The sequence below is a fragment of the Streptomyces turgidiscabies Car8 genome, from assembly GCF_000331005.1.
GTDB classification, from domain to species: domain Bacteria; phylum Actinomycetota; class Actinomycetes; order Streptomycetales; family Streptomycetaceae; genus Streptomyces; species Streptomyces turgidiscabies.
This window is the reverse complement of record NZ_AEJB01000116.1, coordinates 1-22,387: the sequence shown is the minus strand read 5'-3', so window position 1 is coordinate 22,387 and position 22,387 is coordinate 1. Positions and strand designations below refer to the sequence as shown.

22 protein-coding genes and 1 pseudogene are annotated in these 22,387 nt (G+C 70.9%); 12 read left to right on the top strand and 11 right to left on the bottom strand.

The window, feature by feature from the left end:
- From STRTUCAR8_RS06910 to STRTUCAR8_RS06895, 4 genes are all read right to left on the bottom strand, one after another.
- On the bottom strand, positions 1-798 hold the full coding sequence (locus STRTUCAR8_RS06910) for an enoyl-CoA hydratase/isomerase family protein (RefSeq protein WP_006374777.1): 798 nt from the start codon (positions 796-798) through the stop codon (positions 1-3).
- Positions 799-964: 166 nt separating this feature from the next.
- Entirely contained in the window at positions 965-1,735 is a 771-nt protein-coding gene (locus tag STRTUCAR8_RS06905) for a FadR/GntR family transcriptional regulator (protein ID WP_199791669.1), read from the bottom strand.
- A gap of 90 nt (positions 1,736-1,825) precedes the next feature.
- The gene (locus tag STRTUCAR8_RS06900) at positions 1,826-2,593 is read right to left on the bottom strand and encodes an SDR family NAD(P)-dependent oxidoreductase (protein ID WP_006374839.1); all 768 of its coding nucleotides are present in this window, start codon (positions 2,591-2,593) and stop codon (positions 1,826-1,828) included.
- A gap of 59 nt (positions 2,594-2,652) precedes the next feature.
- Positions 2,653-3,819: an acyl-CoA dehydrogenase family protein gene (locus STRTUCAR8_RS06895; protein WP_006374819.1), complete on the bottom strand. Its 1,167-nt coding sequence runs from the start codon at positions 3,817-3,819 to the stop codon at positions 2,653-2,655.
- Between the two features lie 185 nt (positions 3,820-4,004).
- Between STRTUCAR8_RS06895 and STRTUCAR8_RS06890 the strand changes: the two genes are divergently transcribed.
- The 3 genes and pseudogenes from STRTUCAR8_RS06890 to STRTUCAR8_RS06880 form a co-directional block, all read left to right on the top strand.
- Positions 4,005-5,375, top strand: a complete 1,371-nt coding sequence (locus STRTUCAR8_RS06890; RefSeq protein WP_006374807.1) for a phosphoinositide-specific phospholipase C-related protein — start codon at positions 4,005-4,007, stop codon at positions 5,373-5,375.
- 85 nt (positions 5,376-5,460) lie between these two features.
- Positions 5,461-6,360: an aldo/keto reductase gene (locus tag STRTUCAR8_RS06885; RefSeq protein WP_006374838.1), complete on the top strand. Its 900-nt coding sequence runs from the start codon at positions 5,461-5,463 to the stop codon at positions 6,358-6,360.
- A gap of 210 nt (positions 6,361-6,570) precedes the next feature.
- A pseudogene (locus STRTUCAR8_RS06880) lies at positions 6,571-7,518 on the top strand (hydrolase); the annotation flags it as partial.
- Between the two features lie 192 nt (positions 7,519-7,710).
- Here STRTUCAR8_RS06880 and STRTUCAR8_RS06875 read toward each other — a convergent pair.
- Complete coding sequence (locus STRTUCAR8_RS06875; protein ID WP_044471766.1) at positions 7,711-8,418, bottom strand: dienelactone hydrolase family protein; 708 nt, start codon at positions 8,416-8,418, stop codon at positions 7,711-7,713.
- Positions 8,354-9,238, bottom strand: coding sequence for a phosphatase PAP2 family protein (locus STRTUCAR8_RS06870; RefSeq protein ID WP_006374817.1), 885 nt, complete (start codon positions 9,236-9,238; stop codon positions 8,354-8,356). Before STRTUCAR8_RS06870 ends, STRTUCAR8_RS06875 begins: the two co-directional genes overlap by 65 nt.
- A 184-nt stretch (positions 9,239-9,422) precedes the next feature.
- Here STRTUCAR8_RS06870 and STRTUCAR8_RS06865 point away from each other — a divergent pair, with 184 nt between their 5' ends.
- Together STRTUCAR8_RS06865 and STRTUCAR8_RS06860 are read left to right on the top strand one after the other, a co-directional pair.
- Positions 9,423-9,818 carry a VOC family protein gene (locus tag STRTUCAR8_RS06865; RefSeq protein ID WP_006374821.1) on the top strand — a complete coding sequence of 132 codons (396 nt, stop codon included), beginning with the start codon at positions 9,423-9,425 and terminating at the stop codon, positions 9,816-9,818.
- Between the two features lie 56 nt (positions 9,819-9,874).
- The gene (locus STRTUCAR8_RS06860) at positions 9,875-10,945 is read left to right on the top strand and encodes an adenosine deaminase (RefSeq protein WP_006374794.1); all 1,071 of its coding nucleotides are present in this window, start codon (positions 9,875-9,877) and stop codon (positions 10,943-10,945) included.
- Here STRTUCAR8_RS06860 and STRTUCAR8_RS06855 read toward each other — a convergent pair.
- Together STRTUCAR8_RS06855 and STRTUCAR8_RS06850 are read right to left on the bottom strand one after the other, a co-directional pair.
- Complete coding sequence (locus STRTUCAR8_RS06855; RefSeq protein ID WP_006374798.1) at positions 10,927-11,442, bottom strand: mycothiol transferase; 516 nt, start codon at positions 11,440-11,442, stop codon at positions 10,927-10,929. The two genes, STRTUCAR8_RS06860 and STRTUCAR8_RS06855, sit on opposite strands and share 19 nt — an antisense overlap.
- Positions 11,443-11,470: 28 nt before the next feature.
- Positions 11,471-12,370 (bottom strand): LysR family transcriptional regulator, encoded by a 900-nt coding sequence (locus tag STRTUCAR8_RS06850; RefSeq protein ID WP_006374802.1) that lies wholly within the window; start codon positions 12,368-12,370, stop codon positions 11,471-11,473.
- Positions 12,371-12,489: 119 nt separating this feature from the next.
- On the opposite strand from STRTUCAR8_RS06850, the gene mgrA reads away from it, so the two are divergent.
- Complete coding sequence (gene mgrA / locus STRTUCAR8_RS06845; protein WP_006374793.1) at positions 12,490-13,482, top strand: L-glyceraldehyde 3-phosphate reductase; 993 nt, start codon at positions 12,490-12,492, stop codon at positions 13,480-13,482.
- A gap of 27 nt (positions 13,483-13,509) precedes the next feature.
- On the opposite strand, the gene STRTUCAR8_RS06840 is transcribed toward mgrA, so the two are convergent.
- Positions 13,510-13,806 (bottom strand): DUF1905 domain-containing protein, encoded by a 297-nt coding sequence (locus tag STRTUCAR8_RS06840; RefSeq protein WP_006374830.1) that lies wholly within the window; start codon positions 13,804-13,806, stop codon positions 13,510-13,512.
- 331 nt (positions 13,807-14,137) lie between these two features.
- Between STRTUCAR8_RS06840 and STRTUCAR8_RS06835 the strand changes: the two genes are divergently transcribed.
- From STRTUCAR8_RS06835 to STRTUCAR8_RS06820, 4 genes are all read left to right on the top strand, one after another.
- Complete coding sequence (locus STRTUCAR8_RS06835; RefSeq protein ID WP_044471773.1) at positions 14,138-14,548, top strand: hypothetical protein; 411 nt, start codon at positions 14,138-14,140, stop codon at positions 14,546-14,548.
- A 69-nt stretch (positions 14,549-14,617) separates the two neighbouring features.
- Positions 14,618-16,969 carry an ABC transporter ATP-binding protein/permease gene (locus STRTUCAR8_RS06830; RefSeq protein WP_006374828.1) on the top strand — a complete coding sequence of 784 codons (2,352 nt, stop codon included), beginning with the start codon at positions 14,618-14,620 and terminating at the stop codon, positions 16,967-16,969.
- 14 nt (positions 16,970-16,983) lie between these two features.
- On the top strand, positions 16,984-17,586 hold the full coding sequence (locus STRTUCAR8_RS06825) for an SH3 domain-containing protein (protein WP_044471772.1): 603 nt from the start codon (positions 16,984-16,986) through the stop codon (positions 17,584-17,586).
- Positions 17,586-18,602 (top strand): serine/threonine-protein kinase, encoded by a 1,017-nt coding sequence (locus tag STRTUCAR8_RS06820; RefSeq protein ID WP_006374826.1) that lies wholly within the window; start codon positions 17,586-17,588, stop codon positions 18,600-18,602. The genes STRTUCAR8_RS06825 and STRTUCAR8_RS06820 overlap by 1 nt, the downstream gene beginning before the upstream one ends.
- 27 nt (positions 18,603-18,629) lie before the next feature.
- On the opposite strand, the gene STRTUCAR8_RS06815 is transcribed toward STRTUCAR8_RS06820, so the two are convergent.
- On the bottom strand, positions 18,630-19,043 hold the full coding sequence (locus STRTUCAR8_RS06815) for a nuclear transport factor 2 family protein (protein ID WP_044471765.1): 414 nt from the start codon (positions 19,041-19,043) through the stop codon (positions 18,630-18,632).
- 34 nt (positions 19,044-19,077) lie between these two features.
- Positions 19,078-20,367 carry a streptophobe family protein gene (locus tag STRTUCAR8_RS06810; protein WP_006374788.1) on the bottom strand — a complete coding sequence of 430 codons (1,290 nt, stop codon included), beginning with the start codon at positions 20,365-20,367 and terminating at the stop codon, positions 19,078-19,080.
- 161 nt (positions 20,368-20,528) lie between these two features.
- Between STRTUCAR8_RS06810 and STRTUCAR8_RS06805 the strand changes: the two genes are divergently transcribed.
- Together STRTUCAR8_RS06805 and STRTUCAR8_RS06800 are read left to right on the top strand one after the other, a co-directional pair.
- Positions 20,529-21,830, top strand: coding sequence for a DUF6777 domain-containing protein (locus STRTUCAR8_RS06805; RefSeq protein ID WP_052350860.1), 1,302 nt, complete (start codon positions 20,529-20,531; stop codon positions 21,828-21,830).
- A gap of 105 nt (positions 21,831-21,935) precedes the next feature.
- The coding region (locus STRTUCAR8_RS06800) for an ATP-binding protein (protein ID WP_044471771.1) at positions 21,936-22,387 on the top strand (452 nt) is incomplete at its 3' end.

The following is a 22,387-nucleotide window of genomic DNA, read 5'->3' as shown; positions in this document are numbered from 1 at the left end:
CTATCCCTCCCCGCCACTGGACCGGCGCCGCGCCCGCGACGCCAGTTCGTCGACTATCCGGATGTGGTCCGGGCTGGTCATCGTGGCCCGCTCCGCCATCAGCGCCGCCTCCATGCCGCCCCGGGTCGCCTGCTCCACCACCACGGCCAGCGCCGCCTTCGTGGCGCGCAGCGCCTCCGGGGGCTGCGCCGCCAGCCGGTGGGCCAGCGCCAGCGCCTCCCGTTGGAGATCGGCGGTGGGTACGGCCCGGTTGGCCAGGCCGAGTTCGACCGCCGTCACGGCGGGAATGCGGTCCCCGGTGAAGAGGTACTCCTTCACCCGGAGCAGGCTCGTGAGCAGCGGCCACAGGGTCACCCCGCCGTCGCCGGCCACCAGGCCCACCGATATGTGCGGGTCCGCGAGATAGGCGTCGTCGGCCATCAGCACCAGATCGCAGCCCAGTGCCAGGCTGCAACCGAGCCCCACCGCCGGGCCGTTGACCGCCGCCACGACGGGCAGCGGGAAGCGGATCATCTCCGTCTGGATCGCCCGGTCGAGGCGGATCGACCGCTCCCGCAGCTCGGGGTCGGTGTGATGGCGCCGCAGATGGTCGAAGTCGCCGCCCGCGCTGAACGCCCGTCCGGCGCCGGTGAGAACGACCGCCCGCGCCCGGGAATCGTCCGCCAACTCCCGCCACACCTCGGCGAGTCGCCGGTGCAGTTCTTCGGAGACTCCGTTGAGCCGGTCGGGCCTGTTCAGGGTGACGACACGGACATCGCCGTCGGCGGTCATGGTCAGGACGGAGCCGGTCTCGCCCATGCGCACCCTCTCCCTTGCCACTGATGCCACTGGTCGGTCGGATGCTAGTAAAGGTCAGACCGGAAGTGAAGAGTCTTGTTCGCGTGAAATGGCAATGCCATTCTCGCACGGGTGGGCTCGGCCCGGGAGGGGGCAGGATCGCCCCGTCCTCGGTGGAACTGAGGGGTCAGTCGTCGCTCGGTGCGGGCAGCTCCACCCGCTGCCGCTGGTCCACCTCGGCCGCCGCGCGCGCGAACCCGCACACGTGCCTGGCCATCCGACGCAGTGCGGCGGGTCCGTCCTGCGCCCGGATCGCCTCGGTGATCCGGGCATGGGCGCGGGCGGTGACCTCTCGGATCTCCGCGTCCATGAACTGGTCGATGTCCGTGGCGGCGTAGATCGACTGGGAGAGCGCGGTCATGAAACCGATCAGCAACTCGTTGTCGCCAGCCTTCGCCACGGCGGTGTGCCAGCGGACGTTGGCCCGCAGAAAACGCGGAACATCGTCGTCGGCCGCCACCAACTCGGCCTGAGCGGCGTCCAGTTCGGCGAGGTCGGCAGCCGTACGCCGCTTCGCGGCCAAGGCGGCGCACGTCGGCTCGATCGCCTCGCGCGTCTCGTGCAGCGCCTCAAGGCGGATCTGCTGACCCCGGATGACCAGCCGTACCGTGCTCGCCACCGACTCGTGACCCGGCCGGTGCACGAAGGCGCCCCCGCCTCGTCCCGGCCTGATCCGCACCAGCCGTTCGACCTCGAGGATGCGCAGCGCCTCACGCACCGTCGCACGGCTCAGCCCCGTCTGCTCGACCAGCTGACGTTCCGGCGGCAGTGCCATCCCCTCGGTGAACTCGCCGGACAGGATCCGCTCACGCACCTCGGCCGCCAGCACGTCCGACGCCTTGGGCACCCTCACCACGTCGAAGCGCGGGTCACTGGCGGAATGTCCGGCGCTCTGCACGGGTTCGGGCCTCTCGTCGGTGGCGGCACTACGGCCGGACCATTCAATACGGGCCCGAGCCGCCTGTCACATGACATGTCGGCCCGCCCGTCACATGACAAGGCCCCCGTCCACCGGCAGAACCTGCCCAGTGATGAACGACGCGGCGTCGGAGGCGAGGAAGACGAAACTCCCGGCGATCTCCTCGGGCGACGCCCAGCGGCCCAGCGGGATGCGCGCCAGCATCGGTGCGGCGAACTTCTCGTTGGTGCGGATCGTCTCCGTCATCGGCGTCGCGGCCAGCGGAGCCAGCGCGTTCACCAGGATCTGCCGACGCGCCAGTTCACGCGCCAGCGACTTGGTCAGGCCGATGACGCCCGCCTTCGCGGCGGAGTAGTTCACCTGCCCGAGGGTCCCGACGAGGCCGGCCGACGAGGTGACATTGATGATCCGTCCCCTGCCGTCCTCGGGGAGGTGGGGCAGCGCCGCCTGGGAGCAGTGGAAGGTACCCATCAGATGGATGTCGACGATCCGCCGGAAGTCGTCCTCCGCCAGCTTGTCGAACATGGCGGGCGCGGTGACCCCCGCGTTGTTGACGACGATGTGCAGCGTCCCGCCCGCCAGTCCGGCCGCCCGCGCCGTCGCCGACTCGGCGGCAGCCCGGTCCCGTACGTCGAGAGCGGCACTCTCCGCCGTCAGGCCGGCGGCGGAGATCTTCCCGGCGACCGCGGCAGCCGCCTCCCCGTCCACATCCGTCACGAGCACGGCGGCGCCGGCGCGGGCGAGCGCCCCGGCGACGGCGGCGCCGATACCGCCCGCCGCGCCGGTGACCAGCGCGGAGCGGCCGGTGAGATCGAACAGTCCGCTGTTGTCGCTCATGTCTGGCCTCTCGTCATCAAGCCGCTGACAAAGGGTGGTTGACGGACGGCCGGTGACCGTCAGTAACTCCTCGGCAGACCCAGCACATGGGAGCCGAGATAGTTGAGGATCATTTCCTGGCTGATCGGCGCGATCCGCATCAGCCGTGCCTCACGGAAGTAGCGGGCCACGTGGTACTCCTCGGAGTACCCCATCCCGCCGTGCGTCTGGAGCGCCCGGTCCGCCGCCGTGAACCCGGCGTCCGCGCACAGGTACTTGGCGGTGTTGGCCTCGCGCCCGCACGGGCGGCCCTGGTCGTACAGCCAGGTCGCCTTCCGCAGTACCAGCTCGGCCGCGTCCAGCCGGGCCAGCGAGTCCGCGAGCGGGAACTGCACCCCCTGGTTCATACCGATGGGCCGGTCGAACACGACCCGTTCCTTCCCGTAGCGCACGGCCCTGTCGAGCGCGACCCGGCCGATACCCAGCGCCTCGGCGGCGATCAGCATCCGCTCCGGATTGAGCCCGTCGAGGAGATACCGGAACCCCTGGCCCTCCTCGCCGACCCGGTCCTCGACCGGCACCCGCAGATCGTCGATGAACAGCTCGTTCGAAGTGACGGCGTTGCGGCCCATCTTCGGAATCGGGCGGATGTCGACGCGGGCGCGGTCGAGATCGGTGAGGAAGAGGGTCATCCCGTCGGTCTTCTTCGCGACCTCGCCGACCTTGGCCGTGCGCGTCAGCAGCAGGATCTTCTCCGACTCCATCGCCTTGGAGATCCACACCTTGCGGCCGTTCACCACGTAGTGGCCGCCGTCCCGGCGCGCGTACGTCGTGATGCCCGTCGTGTCCAGGCCCGCCCCCGGCTCGGTCACGCCGAAACAGACATGGAGGTCGCCGGTGGCGATACGGGGGAGGGTCCGCCGTTTCAGCTCCTCGGAGCCGTGCACCACGACGGGATGCATTCCGAAGATCGACAGGTGAATGGCGCTGGCGGCGTTCATCCCGCCGCCCGACCGGGCGACCTCTTCCAGGAGCAGTGTGGCCTCGGTGATGCCGAGACCGTGACCGCCGTGCTCCTCGGGGATCGTGAGCCCCAGCCAGCCGCCTCGCGCGACGGCGTCGTAGAACTCGGTGGGGAACTCGTGGTCCCGGTCCTTCTCCATCCAGTACCGGTCGTCGAAGTCGCGCAGAAGTCCCGCGACGGCCTTGCGGATCGTTTCCTGGTCTTCCGTCAGCTCGAAGTCCACAGTGCGAACGCCTCCCGCAGCCTCGGTGGCGTCGAAACATATCAAAGGTCAGACCGAAGTGACAGACGGCTTCCGGTGGTTGAGGTGCGGGTGTGCCGCGTGTGCTGACTTCGTGCCGGGCTTCGTGATGTCATGCCCCTGCCGAACACGTCGTCGACGTGCCGAGTTCATGAAGGGCCCCGTAGATGCCGACCCCCCGCACCGCACTGCTGACCGCAACAGCCGCACTGGTGGCGGCAGTTGCCGCACCCGCCCCGCCCGCTCTGGCCGCCGCCGTCCCGGCCGCCGGCGCCTACTACGTCCAGAGCGCCACCACCGGCCTCAACGCCGCCGACGACGCCGGAGCCGTCGAACAGCACAGGCCCAAGGGCAACGAGGACCACCAGCAGTGGACGCTGCGCGCGAGCGGCACCTCGTACCTCCTGGAGAGCACCGACACCGCGGGCAGCTGTCTCGGCCGCTCCGGCGACAACGCCAGGACCGTCGCCTGTACGAGTGCCGACGCGGCGTGGGAGATCACCCCGTCCGGCACCGACCAGTACACCTTCAAGGCACCGGGGACCACCCGCTATCTGACGGTCGCCGCCAAGCCGTCCGGTGCCAACTACCCCGACCAGCTGGCCATCGGCGGCTCGGGCGGTCTGGCCGCCTGGTACCTCACCTCGGTCGCTCCCATCGTCGCCCCGATGCCGTCCGCCGACCAACGGACCCTGGACCAGGTCACGTTCCTCACCGCTCACAACGCCTACGCCAACGGTGTCGACGGCGGCTTCGCCCCGCCCTTCGTGAACTTCGTCCCCAACCAGTCACGCGGTATCAACCAGCAACTCAGCGACGGCGTACGCGGGTTCATGCTGGACATCCACCAGACCTCCGACGGCGCGATCCTCTGCCACAACAGCTGCACCCTCGTCGGCAGCCCCGTCGCCCTCTGGGTCGACCTCCAGCGCATGGTCGACTTCCTCAAGCAGAACCCCACCCAGGTGGTCACCGCCTTCCTGGAGGACTACGTCGACCCGGGCGTCCTGCGGAGTGAACTCGCCCGCGTCAGCGGCCTGTCGGACGTCCTCTACCGGCCCGACCAGACCGGCGTACGCCAGAACGGCTGGCCGAAGGTCGCCGACCTGATCGCCGCCAACGACCGGCTGCTCATCTTCACCGACCACAGCCGCTCCGCCGACCAGACCGCCGGGCTCACCCGGGACACCTTCGGCGTGATGTACCAGCGCGAGTGGACCGTGGAGAACTACTGGTCCATGGGCGGCGGCCTCGGCACCTCCGACTGGTCCTGCTACAGCCGCTGGTACGGCGCCGACTCCAACACCCCGCTCACCCGCACCGAGGGCGCCTTCAAGCCCCTCTTCGTCATGAACCACTTCCGTGACGTGGCGATCGCCAACACGGCGGCGACCGACAACACCAAACTCACCGACCGGGCCCAGCGGTTCTGCCAACCCGCCGCCCGCAAGAAGCCCAACTTCCTTGCCGTGGACCGCTACGACCTCGGAAACTCCGCCTCGGCGGTCGCCACACTCAACACCTACGTCTACCCGTAAAGAAGGCCCAAAGGACGCCAAAAGAACGCCGGACGGTCGACGTCAACGCCGATCAGGTGCCCGCGGCACGTGCGAGACTCCGCCGATGACCTCGGAAGCGATCACCGCGGACGCCGCGGGCACCTGGAAACTCGGCGATCTCACCGTCAACCGGCTCGGACTCGGAGCCATGCGGCTCACCGGCAGCGCGGCCTTCCACCTCGGCACGCCCAGCGACCGCGCACAGTCGCTGGCCGTGCTGCGGAAGGCCGTCGAACTCGGCGTCAACCACATCGACACCGCCGCCTTCTACTTCTCCGCGCTGCGCTCCGCCAACGAACTGATCAACAGCGCGCTGGCGCCGTATCCGGACGACCTCGTCATCGTCGCCAAGGTCGGCCCCTACCGCGACTACTCGGGGGAGTGGGCGACCTCCGCCCGCCCCGACCAACTGCGCGGACATGTCGAGGAGAACCTCCGCCAGCTCGGCCGCGACCACCTCGACGTGGTCAACCTGCGCCGGATGGACCAGGATTCCATCGCGGAGCACTTCGGCGCGCTCGCCGACCTGCGCGAGGCGGGCCTGATCCGCCACCTCGGCATCTCCGGCATCGAGCCGAAGCACCTCGCCGAGGCGCGGGAGATCGCGCCGGTGGTGTGCGTGCAGAACCGGTACGCCCTGGACCGTCCCGACCCCGAGGGAGACGAACTCCTGCGGCTGTGCGGGGAGTCGGGCATCGCCTTCGTCCCCTTCTTCGCCGTCGCGGGCAGCGGCGGAGCCCGGGGCGCCACCGACGCCCACGACGACACGGTGCTCACCGTCGCCCGCGAACACGGCGCGAGCCCCGCCCAGATCCGGCTCGCGTGGAGTCTCCACCAGGGGCCGCATGTGCTCGCCATCCCGGGCACAGGCAATCCCGATCACGTCGTGGACAACGTGGCGGCGGGCGGACTGCGACTGACGGACGACGAGTTGGCCCGGCTCGGCGTCTCACATCACCCGTAATCACCGCCAAGTGACCGTGTCCGGCCGGTGGTCGCACGCGTGTAAGAGCTTTACGTGAAACCCCGGCCGGGCCTCCCGGCGGCGTCGATCTTGTCGGTACGGTCCTGCCTTGTGTGCACCGGGAGGTCGTCAACGCCCGGTCTACGCGCGCAGATTCGTCACCCGCACCGCCTTCCCCCAGCTCTCCCCCCACCCATGGAGGAATGCCAGATGTACGCCATCACCGGGTCCCGGCACAGAATCACCTCGGCCCTGGCCGTGCTCGGCCTGATCGCCACCGGCGCCGCCGTCCAGGCCACCGCCACCGCGACAGCCGCGACCGCTGCCACCCCCCACCGCATCCTGTTCGACAACGCCCACGCCGAGACGGCCGGCAACGCCGACTGGATCATCTCCAAGAGTCAGCCCGACCCGCTCTCCGAGGACTCGGCCCCCTCCGACGAGAGCCACTGGACCGGCGCGCTCTCCTCCTGGGGCGTCGCCCTTCAGCAGACCGGCGACTACAGCCTCAAGACACTGCCCTCGGGCTCCGCCCTCGCCTACGGCGGCTCCGCGGCGACCGACCTGTCGAAGTTCGACACGCTGGTACTCCCCGAGCCCAACACGCTGTTCACCACGGCGGAGAAGACCGCCATCATGAAGTTCGTCCAGAACGGTGGCGGTCTCTTCATGATCTCCGACCACACCGGCGCCGACCGCAACAACGACGGCGAGGACGCCGTCGAGATCCTCAACGACCTGATGACCGACAACACTGTCGACTCGACCGACCCGTTCGGCTTCTCCATCGACTCCCTGAGCATCAGCTCCGGCTATCCGGCCGCGATCAGCGCCGCCTCGAACCCGGTTCTGCACGGCACCTTCGGCACGGTCACCAAGAGCCTCATCGCCAGCGGTACGACGGCCACTCTCAAGCCCGCCGACAACTCCGCCGTGAAGGGGCTCCTCTACCGCTCCGGCTACTCGGGCAACACCGGCGCCTTCTTTCTGACCAGCACCTTCGGCAGCGGCCGGATCGCGTTCTGGGGCGACAGCTCCCCGATCGACGACGGCACCGGCCAGTCCGGCAACACCCTCTACGACGGCTGGAACGACACCGGCGCCACCAACGCCCCCCTCGCCCTCAACGCCACGGCGTGGCTCGCCGGCGCGAGCGGCTGACCTACGGGACGGCACCGACGTAGGGGACGGCACCGACGTACGGCACCGGAATCGACGTACGGGTTCGGCCGGCGCACGCGCTCGTAACCGACGTACACCGGCCGTAACGGTCAGGGCGGGCCCGGGGAATCACCCCCGGGCCCGCTCGCCGTCGCGTCAGTCACTCACCCGTGTCCGGCTCACCAGCGGTCAGCGCACCTGCTCCTTCAGGAACGGCACCGTGCTCTCCCACGCCGAGGCCGCCGACTCGGCGTCGTACACCGGGCGGGAGTCGTTGAAGAAGGCGTGGTTGGCCGGGTAGACGCGCAGGTCCGGGGTGATGCCGGACTGTTCCTTGATGGCAGCGCGCAGCGGCTCCAGGCTCTCCACCGGGATGCTCGCGTCGAGTTCGCCGTAATGGCCCAGGACCTCGGCCTTCAGCCCGGAGAAGTCGGGCAGCTCGCCCTGGATCACGCCGTAGAACGGCACGGCGGCGCTGACGCGCGGGTCGGCGGCGGCCTGGTAGAGCACGAAGCCGCCGCCCATGCAGAAACCGACCGAGCCGACCGTAGCCGAGGTGACCTCGGGCCGCGCCAGCAGGTAGTCGACCGCGCCGGAGAGAAGCTCGACGCCCTTCGGCACCGGCAGGGCCTGCATCATGCGCAGCGCCTCCTCGCTCTCGTGCGCCACGTTGCCGCCGTAGAGGTCGGGGGCGAGGGCGACGAAGCCCTCCCGCGCGAGCCGGTCGGTGACGTCGGCGATGTGGTCCGTCAGACCCCACCACTCCTGGATGACGATGACGCCGGGCCCGCTGCCGGACGGAGGCAGTGCCAGATAGCCGTGCGCTGTGGTGTCAGCGCTGGGAAACGTCACGTTCTGATGGGAGGGCGATCCGGTCGGCTTCGGCAGCTCGGACATGGCACTCAACTCCTGGAAGGGCTGTCCCCGGTGGGGGCGTGGGGCAGTGGGACTCTGGCGCGACACCCACCTTGCCACGTGCGATTTCGGCCTCTGATCCCGGCCCCGCTGTGCCGGGCGGCAACACCTCTGCCCGCGCCGTTCTCCCGCCGCGCGGCAGCAGCTCCCCCCACGCGGCCGGTGCGAAGCGGGTCACCCCGTATGCCGTCAGGCCCAGCCACCACACGGCGAACAGCCAGCCGCCGACGACGTCCGAGAACCAGTGGACGCCCAGATAGATCCTGGTCAGCCCGATCAGCAGGCCCCAGCAGGCGACCGCGGCGGCGATCAGGTGCCGGCCGCGCGGGGCCCGGGTCCACACGGCCAGGACGAGCAGCGCGGCGGTGACGGCCGACGTGGTCGTGTGGCCCGAGGGGAACGACCAGTGGCCGGCGTCCGTCGCCCAGTGCGCCGTCGCGGGCCGGGGACGGGACAGCAGCGCCATCAGCGAGAACCGCACCGCCTGGGCGGCGACCAGACAGGCGAGACAGGCGGCGGTCGCCTGGATCCGCTGCCGTGGGGTCCGGCCGATCAGATAACCGGCGAGGGCGACCAGGGCGTACGGAACGAAGCCCGTGCCGGTGTGGGTCAGCAGCCGGGCGAGGGTGACCGCCGCGTCCGGACGGTGGGCGAGCGACCAGTCCAGCAGCTCCCGGTCGCCGAAGAGGGTGCCGCCGCCCCGCATCATGATCGTGACAGCGAGCAGCGCCAGCAGCACGAAAGCGACCAGGCTCCCCAGCGCGGGGAGGCCGGCCCTTGCGACGGCGTGCTCACGGTTCACACCTGCTCGACGATCTCGCCCCGGCGATCGTTCCCGGGACCGTGAGGGCGCAGGAGATCACACCCGAGGACACGGAGGTGACACACCCTGGGTGTTACGTATAACCTCACCCGTCAACCGCACGTCGACCGGCGTCGGCCGAACAGCCCACCGCACCACCGCCCCGAGAGGCCGAGGAGAGCCCGTGAGACACATCGCCCTGGTCACCCTCGTCGTCGGCGACTACGACGAGGCGATCCGCTTCTACACCGACGCGCTCGGCTTCCGGCTCGTCGAGGACAGCCCGCGCCCCGACGGCTCCCGCTGGGTCGTCGTCGAGCCGGGCACCTCGGACACAGGCACCGGCCTGGTGCTCGCCCGTGCCAAGGACGAGGACCAGCGGGCCCGGATCGGGGACCAGACCGGGGGACGGGTGGGCTTCTTCCTGCACACCGACGACTTCGCCCGCGACCACGCCCGGATGAGTGCCGCCGGCGTGACCTTCCTGGAGGAGCCGCGCCATGAGCCCTACGGCTCGGTGGCCGTCTTCCAGGACCTCTACGGCAACCGCTGGGACCTCCTCCAGCCCGCCACCGACTGACCTGCCCCCTACGCCACCCACTGACCGCACCACCACCTGCCGAGGAACCACCGCACATGACCGCGTCCCCCGTCGACACCGCCACCATTCGCCGTCTCCCCAAGGCCGTGCTGCACGACCACCTCGACGGCGGCCTGCGCCCCGCCACCCTGGTCGAGCTCGCCGCCGATATCGGCCACACCCTGCCCACCACCGACCCGGACGAGCTGGCCGCCTGGTACTACGAGGCCGCCAACTCCGGTGACCTGGTGCGCTACATAGCCACCTTCGAGCACACCCTCGCCGTGATGCAGACCCGCGAGGGACTGCTGCGCACCGCCGAGGAGTACGTCCTCGACCTCGCCGAGGACGGCGTCGTCTACGCCGAGGTGCGCTACGCCCCCGAACTGAACGTGAACGGCGGCCTGACCCTCCCCGAGGTCGTCGAGACCGTCCAGGAGGGCCTGGCGGCCGGCATGGCGAAGGCAGCCGCCGCGGGCACCCCGGTCCGGGTCGGGACGCTGCTGTGCGGGATGCGCATGTTCGACCGGGTCCGTGAGGCCGCCGACCTGGCCGTCGCCTTCCGGGACGCCGGTGTCGTCGGCTTCGACATCGCGGGCGCCGAGGACGGCTTCCCGCCCGCCGACCACCTCGCCGCCTTCGAACACCTGCGCAGCGAGAGCGTGCCGTTCACCATCCACGCCGGCGAGGCCCACGGTCTGCCCAGCATCCACCAGGCCCTCCAGGTCTGCGGCGCCCAGCGCATCGGCCACGGCGTCCGCATCACCGAGGACATCGTGGACGGCAAGCTCGGCCACCTCGCGGGCTGGGTGCGCGACCGTCGGATCGCCCTGGAGATGTGCCCGACCTCCAACCTCCAGACGGGCGCGGCCACGTCGATCGCCGAGCACCCCATCACCGCCCTGCGCGACCTGGGCTTCCGCGTCACTCTCAACACCGACAACCGTCTGGTGTCCGGTACGACGATGACCCGCGAGATGTCCCTGCTGGTCGAGGAGGCCGACTGGACGGTCGAGGACCTGCGCACGGTGACCGTGAACGCCGTCAAGAGCGCGTTCATCCCCTTCGACGAGCGGGGCGCCCTCATCCAGGATGTCGTCCTGCCGGGCTACGCCTCGGCGCTCTGAAGCAGTCCCCGCAGATAGGCGGCCTGGCCGACATGCTGAAGATCGTCGGCCAGGACACTGACCAGCCGCACGCCGAGGGTGACCGGCGGGTCCCAGCGCTCGTCGACGACGCGCTCCAGGTCCCCGGCGGTCAGGGCGCGCAGCGCTTCCAGGCTCTGGGCGTGCACGGCGTCGTGGTAGCCGGTCAGCAGTCCGGGGGAGTCGACCCGCACCCCGGCGACCTGAGCGGAGGTGTGTCCGTACCCGATGTCATGGGGTTTCAGGCCGAGGCCGAAGCGTTTCTCCCAGCCCTGGGTCAGCCACACCTGGTGGAGCCCGAAGGCGCCGGCCACATGGTCGTCCTGAACCCGGGTGAGGTGCCACACGAGCCAGGCGACGGAGTTGGCGTCGGGGCCGGGGCGGTGGTTGAGCCCGTCGGGGCCCAGGCCCTCGACGGCGGCGTGGACCTCTTCCTGGATGCGGGTGAACCCGTCGATGAGGATGTCCTTTGCATGCATGGGGTCCACCCTCCCGCATTCCGGTCCGTCACGCGCCCCTGGTCTCCGGCCCGCTCTCCAGCAGGGCCATGAGCGCCCGCGCGGCGGGACTGGTCGCCGGTGAGGGCGGCAACAGGGCGACCGTCTCGTACACGGTCTCGCCGGTGCCCTTGACCGGGAGCGCCGTCAGCGACTCGCGCTTGTGCCGGAAGTGCCGGGGTACGACGGCCACGCCGAGGTTCTCGTCCACGAGGTCGAGGAGACTGTGCACGTCGTTGACCTCCAGGGCGACCGTCCGGCGCACGCCCGCCTCGGCGAAGACCGCGTCGGTGGTGCGGCGCGGCCCCCAGTCCGGGTGGAAGTCGACGAACACCTCACCGCCCAGGTCCTCCGGGGTCACGGCCGCGCCGGCCACCGCGAGCCGGTGACTCGGATGACACAGCACGGTCATCGACTCGCTGCTCAGCGGTACGGCACGCAACTGGTCGGTCTCCTCCTGCGTCCCACGGACCGCGAAGGCCAGGTCCAGACGCCCGGCGGCCACCTCCTCCGCCAACGCGCCCGCGCCCGCCTGCCGCAGCGAGATCTCGACGTCCGGGTGCTGCCGCCGGAACGCGGCGAGGACCCCCGCCACATGCACCCCGGCGATGCACTGCTCGGAGCCCAGCGCGAGCATCCCGCGCAGCACCCCCTGCACCGCGGCCACCGCCTCGTGGGCCGACCGCACCTGCGCGAGGATCCGCTCGGCCTCGCCGAGCAGCGCACGCCCCGCCGGAGTGAGCGTCACGCGGCGGGTGGTACGCACGAACAGCGGAGTCTGCAGTTCCCGCTCCAGCGCGCGGATCGAGGCCGACAGGCCCGACTGCGACACCATCAGCCGTTCGGCGGCCCGGGTGAAGTGCTGGTCCTCCGCGACCGCGACGAAGTGCTGGAGATGGCGTAGTTCCATGATTGAGAAGCGTAGCCGCTGAATACCATCGGATTCTCCTGTTGGACCACTGCCCGTCCGCGGGGAAGAGTGGGACCGGTAAAGATCACCTCACCTGTGCCAACCCTTCTGGAGTCGCGTTGTACACCGCACACACCGACCGTTACGCGGACATGCCCTACCGGCGCACCGGACGCAGCGGCCTGAAGCTCCCCGCGCTGTCGCTCGGCCTGTGGCACAACTTCGGCCCGGACCGCCCGGTCGACACCCAGCGGGCCATCCTGCGCCGCGCCTTCGACCTCGGCGTCACCCACTTCGACCTGGCCAACAACTACGGCCCGCCCCCCGGCGCCGCCGAGTCCGCGCTCGGCGAGGCGCTCAAGGCCGACTTCGCCCCGTACCGAGACGAGCTGGTGATCTCCACCAAGGCGGGCTACCTCATGTGGCCGGGCCCGTACGGCGAATGGGGCTCGCGCAAGTACCTGCTCTCCTCCCTCGACCAGAGCCTGACCCGGATGGGCCTGGACTACGTCGACATCTTCTACTCGCACCGCCCCGACCCGGAGACTCCGCTGGAGGAGACGATGGGCGCCCTGCACACGGCCGTCCAGCAGGGCAAGGCGCTCTACGTCGGCATCTCCAACTACTCCGCGGAGCAGACCCGGGAGGCCGCCCGCATCCTCGCCGAGCTGGGCACCCCGCTCCTGATCCACCAGCCCCGGTACTCGATGCTCGACCGCCGCCCGGAGGACGAGGGTCTGCTGGACGCGCTGGACGAGCTCCAGGTCGGCTCCATCGTCTTCTCCCCGCTGGAGCAGGGCGTGCTCACCGGCCGCTACCTCAACGGCATCCCGGCGGACTCGCGGGCGGCGAGCGACAGCCCCTTCCTGAACTCCGACAAGATCACCGAGGACCTCGTACAGCAGCTGCGCACCCTCGACGGCATCGCCAAGTCCCGCGGCCAGAGCCTGGCCCAGCTCGCCCTGGCCTGGGTCCTGCGCGGCGGCCGGGTCACCTCCGCGCTGGTGGGCGCGAGCAGCCCACAGCAGCTCGAGGACAGCGTGGCGGCCATCGGCAACCTGGAGTTCTCCGACGAGGAACTGGCCCGGATCGACGCGGTCATCAAGGCCTGATCTCTGTTCGGGCCTTCTGGTGTTCCGTTATGAACGGAACCGCTCGGACAGCCGTACTGTCACGGTGGCACCCTCTTCCTTTCCGATGGCTTTCCGGATCTCGGACTTCACGGGGAGTTTGTGGGTGCCGTCGCCCAGCGCCATGAACGAGCTGCGGAAAGGGTGTCCGTCGATCGTCCCGCCGACCTTGACCAGGCCGCGGGTACCGAAGTACGTGACGGATTCCGGCCAGACCAGGTAGGTCCAGCCGCCTGGTGCCGGGCTTTTGCGCAGTACGGCTGTGAATTCCTCGTCGAGCCTGTCGACTTTTTCGCTGGTGGCCATGGGGCCCTCCATTTCCGGTGGTCTTCGCTGAAGAGACCACTGGGAAGCGGAAAACTCATCGCGAATCCCATGATCCTCCGGAATTTTCGGGGATCTGTCGGCGGGGGAGGAGGCCGTCCCGTCGGATTCCGGTCCATACCTGTCAGGAATATGCCAGGAGAATGCCTGGAAACTGGCTGGAAAGGCGTGGTGACAGAGTGTCAATAGTGAAGATACTCAACTGGTAGAACACTGCACCAAGTGGACCATCGAGTGACCAGCACCAACGCGGTACAGCGAGAGAGCCGCGGAGAAAGCGAGGCAAGGCCGGTAGGCGATCGGGGGAATGATCGTGCACGACGAGTTTCTTTGTCATGTCACGGCGTACGGCGTCTGTGCGGGCCGGCGTATCGGCGTACCGCTGGGCACCTACCGCGCGCCGACTCTGGCGCTGGCTCTGTGGTGGTTACGGGACCGGGCGTGCTGGATCGCCGAACGGCTCGATCCGCAGCCCGACGAACCGTACTTCCCCCCGAACTCGCTCGTCCCGGTCGCCGTCACCGTGCCCGACGTGCCCGGCCTGATGCGCGCCTGGGCGATGGACCCGTACCAACAGGAGCGGGTCGCCGACGAGTTGGCGGCCGGCAGGCTCGTACGGATCGCCACGTACGACGAGACCACCGAGTACGAACTGCTCGCCGAGTCCGTCGACGCGCTGCGCATGCAGCGGACCAACCCGGGACTGGTCGTACCGGTCGCCTGACCGGCCGGGCCCCCGCACCGCTCCGGGCTGGCCAGGCGTGTATACGGACGAATCGCTAGAATTCTGGGCATGGTAGACCGCTCGGTCGCGCCGACCGCGCCCGAACTCGTCCTGCAGACGGAGACGGGCTCCACGGTGATGAGTCCGGGCCACGCCTATCACGTCGGGCGCGACCCACTCAGCGAGATCGTCATCGACGACGCCCGGGTCTCGTGGCACCACGCGGTGCTGCGGCCCGAGGACGGCCACTGGACGGTCGAGGACGAGAACAGTACGAACGGTACGTACGCCGACGGACTGCGCGTCCACGAGAGGGACGTCGGCCCCGGCAGCGTGCTGTGCTTCGGCAGCCTCGCCGACGGGCCACGGGCCGTCCTCGTCAGTCCGCCCCCGCCGGTCTCCGAACGCCCCTCGGCCGTCGCCGGCGTGTCGATGCCCTCCCTGACCGGGACCTTCCGGCAGCCCACCACCGTCCGGCCCCTGCCCGCCCGTACCGTCCGCATCGGCCGCGCCGACGACAACGACCTGATCGTCGACGACCTCCTCGTCTCCCGCCGGCACGCCGAACTGCGGGCCCGCCCGGACGGGACGTACGAGATCGTCGACCTGGGCAGCCACAACGGCACGTTCCTCAACGGCGGGCCCGTCGCCCGCGCGACCGTCATGCCCGGTGACATCGTCGGCGTCGGCCACTCCGCGTTCTGTCTGGTCGGCGACCAGCTCCAGGAGTACGTCGACACCGGCGAGGTCTCCCTCGACGTCCAGAACCTCACCGTCGCCGTCGACCACGGCCGCAAGACGCTCCTGGAGGACGTGTCCTTCCCGGTGGGGGAGAAATGCCTGCTCGCGGTCGTCGGCCCCAGCGGCGCCGGCAAGTCCACCCTCCTCAACGCCCTGACCGGCCAGCGCCCCGCCGACCGCGGCACGGTCCTGTACGACGGGCGCGACCTCTACCGCGACTACGCCGAACTGCGCCAGCGCATCGGACTGGTGCCGCAGGACGACATCCTGCACGCCCAGCTGACCGTACGCGGAGCCCTCACCTACGCCGCCGAGCTGCGCTTCCCGCAGGACACCGCGAAGGCGGAGCGACGGGCCCGTGTCGACGAGGTGGTGCGCGAACTCGGCCTGGAACAGCGCGTCCGCCAGCCCGTGCACAGCCTCTCCGGCGGACAGCGCAAGCGCGTCAGCGTGGCCCTGGAACTGCTCACCAAGCCGTCGCTGCTCTTCCTCGACGAGCCGACCTCGGGTCTCGACCCGGGGATGGACCGCTCGGTGATGCACATGCTGCGCGGCCTCGCCGACGACGGCCGTACCGTCATCGTCGTCACCCACAGCGTGCTCAGCCTCGACGTCTGCGACCGGCTGCTCGTGCTCGCACCGGGCGGCAAGGTCGCCTACTACGGGCCGCCCGAGGACACCCTCGCCTTCTTCGGGTACGAGCAGTGGCCGGAGGCGTTCGAGGCCTTCGAGCGCGACCGGGAAAGGGACTGGGCGGGGGACTACCGCACCTCGCCCATGCACCGGCAGTACATCGCCGACTCGACCGCGCAGCCCCGGCTGCCGAGGTCGGGCCCGGTCGACGCCGCCCCGCCCCCGCCCAAGCCGCAGAGCTGGGGCGCCCAGCTGAGCACCCTGGTCCGCCGCTACACGGCCGCGCTGAGCGCCGACCGCACCTTCCTCGCCATCATGATCGCGCTGCCGTTCGTGATGGGCGCGATGGCCAGGGCACTGGCCGGCAGCAAGCTGACCCAGGAGACGGCGATGAACGCGCTGCTCATCCTGTGCGTCGGCGGCGTCCTCACCGGGGCGGCCAACGCGGTGCGCGAGCTGGTCAAGGAACGCGTGATCTACCAGCGTGAGCGGGCCGTCGGCCTGTCCCGGTCGGCGTACCTGATGTCGAAGGTCGTGGTCCTGGGGACGATCACCGTCGCCCAGGCCGTCGTGCTGACCCTCGTCGCCCTGTTCGGCGTGGACCTCAACGCGCCCGGCGGCGAAGGCGTCTTGATGCCACCCCTGGTGGAGATCACGGTCGCCGTCGCGCTGCTCTCCTTCACGGCGATGATGCTCGGCCTCCTCGTCTCGGCGCTCGTCCGCAAGGAAGAGGTGACGATGCCGCTGCTCGTGCTGCTGGCCATCGTCCAGGTGGTGTTCTGCGGGGCCCTGCTGAAACTCGACGGCGTCCCCGGCATCGAACAGCTCGCCTGGCTGGTGCCCTCACGGTGGGCGCTCGGCGCGATGGCGGGCACGATCGGCCTGTCACGGATCGTCCCCGGCGAACTGACCGGTGATCCGCTGTTCGAACACTCGGCCGGAGTCTGGCTGATCAACGCCGGGATGCTGCTCGTGCTGTCGGTGGTCTTCGGGTACCTGGTCCTGCGGCTGCTGCGGCGGCACGAACCGGCCGTCATGCGGAAGTAGAGGGGGTGGGTGAGATGACGTCCCCCGGATACCAGATCTCGGGGTTCCGGCCCACGCACGTCGTGCCGCGGGAGGGCCTGGCCGCCTGGGAGGAGCCCGACCCGGCCCGGCCCACCGTGGCACTCGACGCTCTGCTGCCGGTCGAACTGGTCGAACGGCGCGGTGACTGGGGGCACGTCCGGTGCGCGAACGGCTGGTCCGCCTGGGTCGACGGACGGCTCCTGGTCGCCGTACCGCAGGACCCGCCCGCCGCCGGCGCCCCGCTCGCCCGCACGGCCGACCCACGCCCCCTGCTGGCCCGCGCCGAACAGGCGCTGGCCCGGTATCGCGGCGCCGTGGAAGAGCTGACCGGGGGAGCGCTCGACCGGGAGTCCTTCCGGGGGCGTACGCGCGGGCAGCGGATCGGGATCGTCGTCGACGGAGAGTCCGTGTGGCTGTACGACGCCGAGCACGAGCGCTGGGTGTACACCGACGGCGCCCGGCTGACCACGTACGCCGCCGACCGGGAACCCGCCACCCCTGCCCGGGAGCCGACCCAGGTGGTGCCCGACCCGGGCCACGCGCCCACCCAGGTCGTCAGGGACGACGGTACCGGCGGCGCCGGCGGAGGCGGCTGATGGGGCGCGACCCGGACCACGACACGCGGTCGCACGCGGGACGCGACTCCGACCTGCTCGGCCGGCAGATCGCCGGCTACCGCGTCGAGGCGGAGATCGGCCGCGGCGGCATGGCCGTCGTCTACCGGGCCAGGGACCTGCGGCTCGACCGGACCGTCGCGCTGAAACTCCTCGCCCCGGAACTGGCCCGCAACGACACCTTCCGCAAGCGCTTCACGCACGAGTCCCGGGTGGCCGCCGCGATCGACCATCCCCATATCGTCCCGGTCTTCGAGGCCGACGAGACGGACGGCATCCTCTACATCGCGATGCGGTACGTCGAAGGCAGCGACCTGCGTCATCTCCTCGACCGCGAGGGCCCGTTGCCGCTCGCCGCCGCCACCCGTATCGCCGCCCAGGTGGCGTCCGCGCTCGACGCCGCCCATGACCACGGTCTGGTCCACCGGGACGTCAAGCCCGGCAACATCCTGGTCGCCCGGGGCACCGACAGCGACCACCCCGAGCACGTCTACCTCACCGACTTCGGCCTGACCAAGAAGTCGCTGTCACTCACCGGATTCACGACCGTCGGCCAGTTCGTCGGCACCCTCGACTACGTGTCCCCCGAGCAGATCTCGGGGCGCCCGGTCGACGGACGCTGCGACGTCTACGGCTTCGCGTGCGTCGTCCACGAGATCCTGGCAGGCCACCCGCCCTTCCGACGCGACGACGACATGGCCCTGCTGTGGGCTCACCAGTACGACGAGCCGCCCCCGCTGACCGAACAGTGCCCCGAACTCCCCGCAGCCGTCGACCCGGTGTTCGCCAAGGCCCTCGCGAAGAGCCCCGACGACCGCTACGACTCGTGCCTCGACTTCGTCGCCGCACTCCGCGCCGCCTCGACGGGGGCCGTGCACACGGACCACCCGCCCACCCAGGTGGTCCGGCTACCCCCGACGGGCGAGGAACGCCCACCCAGGCCACCTGCCTGGGCCCGACCGGTGTTCACCCGGCACGCCCACCGCCGCTCGGGCTGAGCGGGTCCGGGACGACCCCAGCGGGCGTCAGCCCCGCCCCAGGCCCCCCAACGGCACGCGCCGCGCGGACACCTTGCGGCAGGAGATGCGCCAGCCCCCGACGGTCCGCACCACGGTGTCGTCGTACGTCACCGAGCCGCAGGTGCCGTCCGCCATGACGGCCAGCCCCTTGGAACGAGCGCGGACCCGGCCGTCGGACTCCTCGGTGACGATCACGTTCGTGACGTGGTGGGCGACGGGGTTCGCCGGGCCGAGCGCGAGCGACGCGTCATTGAGTGCGGCGAGACCGGTGACGAGGCCCTGACCGAAGTCGGAGAGGTCGTACGCCACGTCCGCCGTGAACACCTCCGCCGTTCGGTCGAGGTGTCCTTCGTCGACGAGGTGACCGTGCAGCGCGATCAACTCCGTTACGGTCAGCCGGTCTTCGACAGTGAATGCCATGGGGATCACGCTGTCACGGCGTCCGCAACCCCGCCTAGCGTCTTCCGACCTCGCCCCGCCGGTGCACCCGCCGGGCCAGCAGCGCGCCCAGGAATCCGGTGACCAGCCCCCACAGCAGCGCCAGGCCGAGCGCACCCCACAGTCGCGGGCGCAGGAACAGGCTGCCGGAGAGGTTGCCGCCGAGGTCTCCGATGCCGAGTACGGACAGACCGTAGTGGGCGGAGACCCGGCCGAGCAGGCAGATCATCAGGACTGTCAGCGCCAGCGCGACCGCCATGTGCACGGCATGCTGCCAGGCCCGCATCCTGGCCGGTGAACGCGCCGCCATCAGGAACGCGGCGGCCAACAGCAGCACGGCGTCGACGACCAGCAGCCACCACACCTTGCCGTCGTAGCCGGAGAGGGTGCTCAGGTTGAGCGTGGCGGTGTCCGGGGTGCGCAGCACCTCGTCGAGGACATGCGGCATCGGCAGCCCGAAGGGGCCCTCGACGCGCCCCTCCCAGGTGGCGCCCAGGCCTGTGGTGAGGGCGAGCCAGGTCAGGTTCGGCATGCCCAGCAGTACGAGCGCGAGCGACTGCGCGGGCTGCCCACGCGTCACCGCCACGACGAGCCCGATCACGATCCCGAGGGCCACGAAGACGAGCAGCAGCACGACCATGGCGTACGCGGCCGGACGTACCGACTCCTGGAAGCGCAGCAGCCGCGCGGGCAGCGGGGCCGCGCGCGAGACCAGCAGGGCGAGCGCCAGGACGGCCGCCAGCCACAGCAGACCGGCGAGGAGCGTCGGTGGTACGTCCGTGGTGAAGCCGATCCGCGGAGAGGCGCCGAGGAGGTCGCCGACGTCGCCGAGCGTTCCGTCGCCCAGCGAGACCGCGAAGGTCTGGCGGGCCGCGAACGCCAGACCGGTCAGCCCCAGCAGCCACAGGACGGCGACGCGCGCCGCCCAGCCGGCCAGCTCGCGGGCGCCGGCGACAGCCCGGTGCCGCAGGGGGCGCAGGAATCCCGCGCCTATGACGAGCGCCCCGACCAGCGTCACCGACAGGGGCATCACGGTCAGCCCGCCCGCCGTCTCGGCGAGGTCTCCCGCGTCGCCCGTGAGGCCGACGCTGCCGCCGACCGCCGTGACGACCGTGGCCGCGACGACCCGGGGGAACGCGCCGTCCGGCAGATCGCCCGCGCCGGCCGCCCACAGTCCCAGCCCGGCGACCAGCACCATGGAGGCCAGTGCGGTCAGCACCGCGGCCAGGGCCTGTACCCAGCCGTGCCGGGAGACGGTCCGCTCTCCGGCGAGCGTCGGCACGGGAGTGGGGGTTCGGGTGCTCACCCTGCCACGCTAAGCAGCACTCGGGTGGTGCGCCTGTCGGGAGGAACGGGGGCGTCCGCTTGCGGAGGGGGCAGGGCCGGAGTACACAATGAGCACATTGTGGAAGAAAGCGGCTGAAAGCAACACGAGTGCCGCAGGAGCCCACGTCGGAAGAAGAGCCCGTGAGCGTCGAACAGCCGTCCTCCGGCCGCCCCACAGGACCACCCTCCGGACCCCTGTCCGGCCCCTCCCAGCCACCAGCGGGGCCCCCGACCCGGCCACCCACGGACCGCGGAGGCGGGTCGGACGGCGGGGACGGAGGCGCGGGCGGAGGAACCGGGCCGGGGCCCGAGCCGCACCCGCCCTGGTGGAGGTCGGTGCCCCGCGTCGCGGTACTCGTCACCGCGGTCGTGGCCGCCGTGGTCCTGATCGTCGTCCTCACCCGCTCCGACGGCACCTCCGACCAGGCGGCGGGCGGCGAGGTCTTCCTCCAGGCCGCGGACAAGTCGGGCCCCGACCCCTTCACCGAGTCCACGGCCACGGACAGCTCCGCCCCGCCGGTCACGCCCCCCACCGCCACGGCCCCGGAAACGGTCACCACGAACGTCGTCCGGCGCGTGGACGGCGACGCGGCCGGTCTGTACGGCGGCACCCGCAAGGTCGCCAGCTGCGACGTGGAGAAGCAGATCCGGGCACTCGGCGCGGCCCCCGCGAAGAACGGCGCGTTCGCCTCCGTCCTCGGCCTGCGGCCCGACGGGGTCCCCGCGTACCTCCGCTCGCTCACCCCCGTACAGCTGCGCATGGACACCCGCGTCACCAACCACGGCTACCGGGACGCCGCCGCCACGAACTACCAGGCGGTCCTCCAGACCGGCACCGCCGTCCTCGTCGACGACCGCGGCAGGCCGCGCGTGCGCTGCGCCTGCGGCAACCCGCTCACCGACCCGGTACGACAGCAGAGCGTCCCCCGGCCGAGGGGTGACACCTGGCCGGCGTACCGCTCCTCGAACGTGGTCGTCGTGGCGCCTGCCACCACGGTGATCAACGTCTTCGTCGTCTACGATCCCGACCGCGGCGACTGGTTCCACCGCCACCACGGCGACACGGGCAGGCACGACCAGAAGACCGACCCGCCGACCCGGCCTCCGACCGGCCCGCCGACCCCGTCGGTGAGTTCACCGACCCCCTCGGAACCCTCGGCACCGTCCTCGGAGCCGACGTCCGAGGCACCCGGTCTGGTGCCGCCGCCGTCCCCGCTGCCGTGCGTGTCCCCGCCCACCGGCTCGGCCAGCCCACCGGCGTCGCCCGCGTCACCGGGCACCGCGAGCCCGTCGGCCAAGCCCTGCCCGCCGACATCGAGCCCGCCCTCCTCCGCGCCTCCGGCCGTGCAGCCACCGTCCTCGGCGCTGGGATCGCCCCAGTCCCCGCCCGACGACGACTCCGACACGGCGGCCGAGTCGGCCTTCACCCCGCCGTTGTCCTGAGGGGTTCGGCGGGGGCCGGGGGACCGGGGGACTGTCGTGCGCGACTCGGGGTACGAGCAGTGTGCGACCGGGTCCGGCCGGACCCGGGCACCGAGAGAGCACCACATGATCGAACACCTGGGCGGACCAGTGATACCGAGTGGTTTGGGTGTCCCCGTCGAACCGCTGCGACGGGCGACGCACTTCACCGGTGAGCCGGGCTGCATCGCCGAGGCTCGCGCCTTCGCGGAGATCTTCCTCGACGAGCTGAGGAAGGAATGGTCTGCCCCGACGGACGAGCGCGCCGGCGGTGAGCTGCTTCTGGTGGTGAGCGAGCTGGTCACCAACGCTGACCGGCACAGCTACGGCCCGTACGTCCTCGAACTGGAGGGCACGGACACCTCGGTGACGGTGCTGGTCTACGACAGCAGCGCGGCGCTGCCCGTCCGCTACCCCCGGGACCCGCAGCGGATCGGCCGACACGGTCTGGAGATCGTGCACGCCCTCGCCACCGAGGTGACCGCCGGCCTGGTGCCGGTGGGCAAGTACGTCCGGGCCGTCCTGCCGCTCAGCCGGTG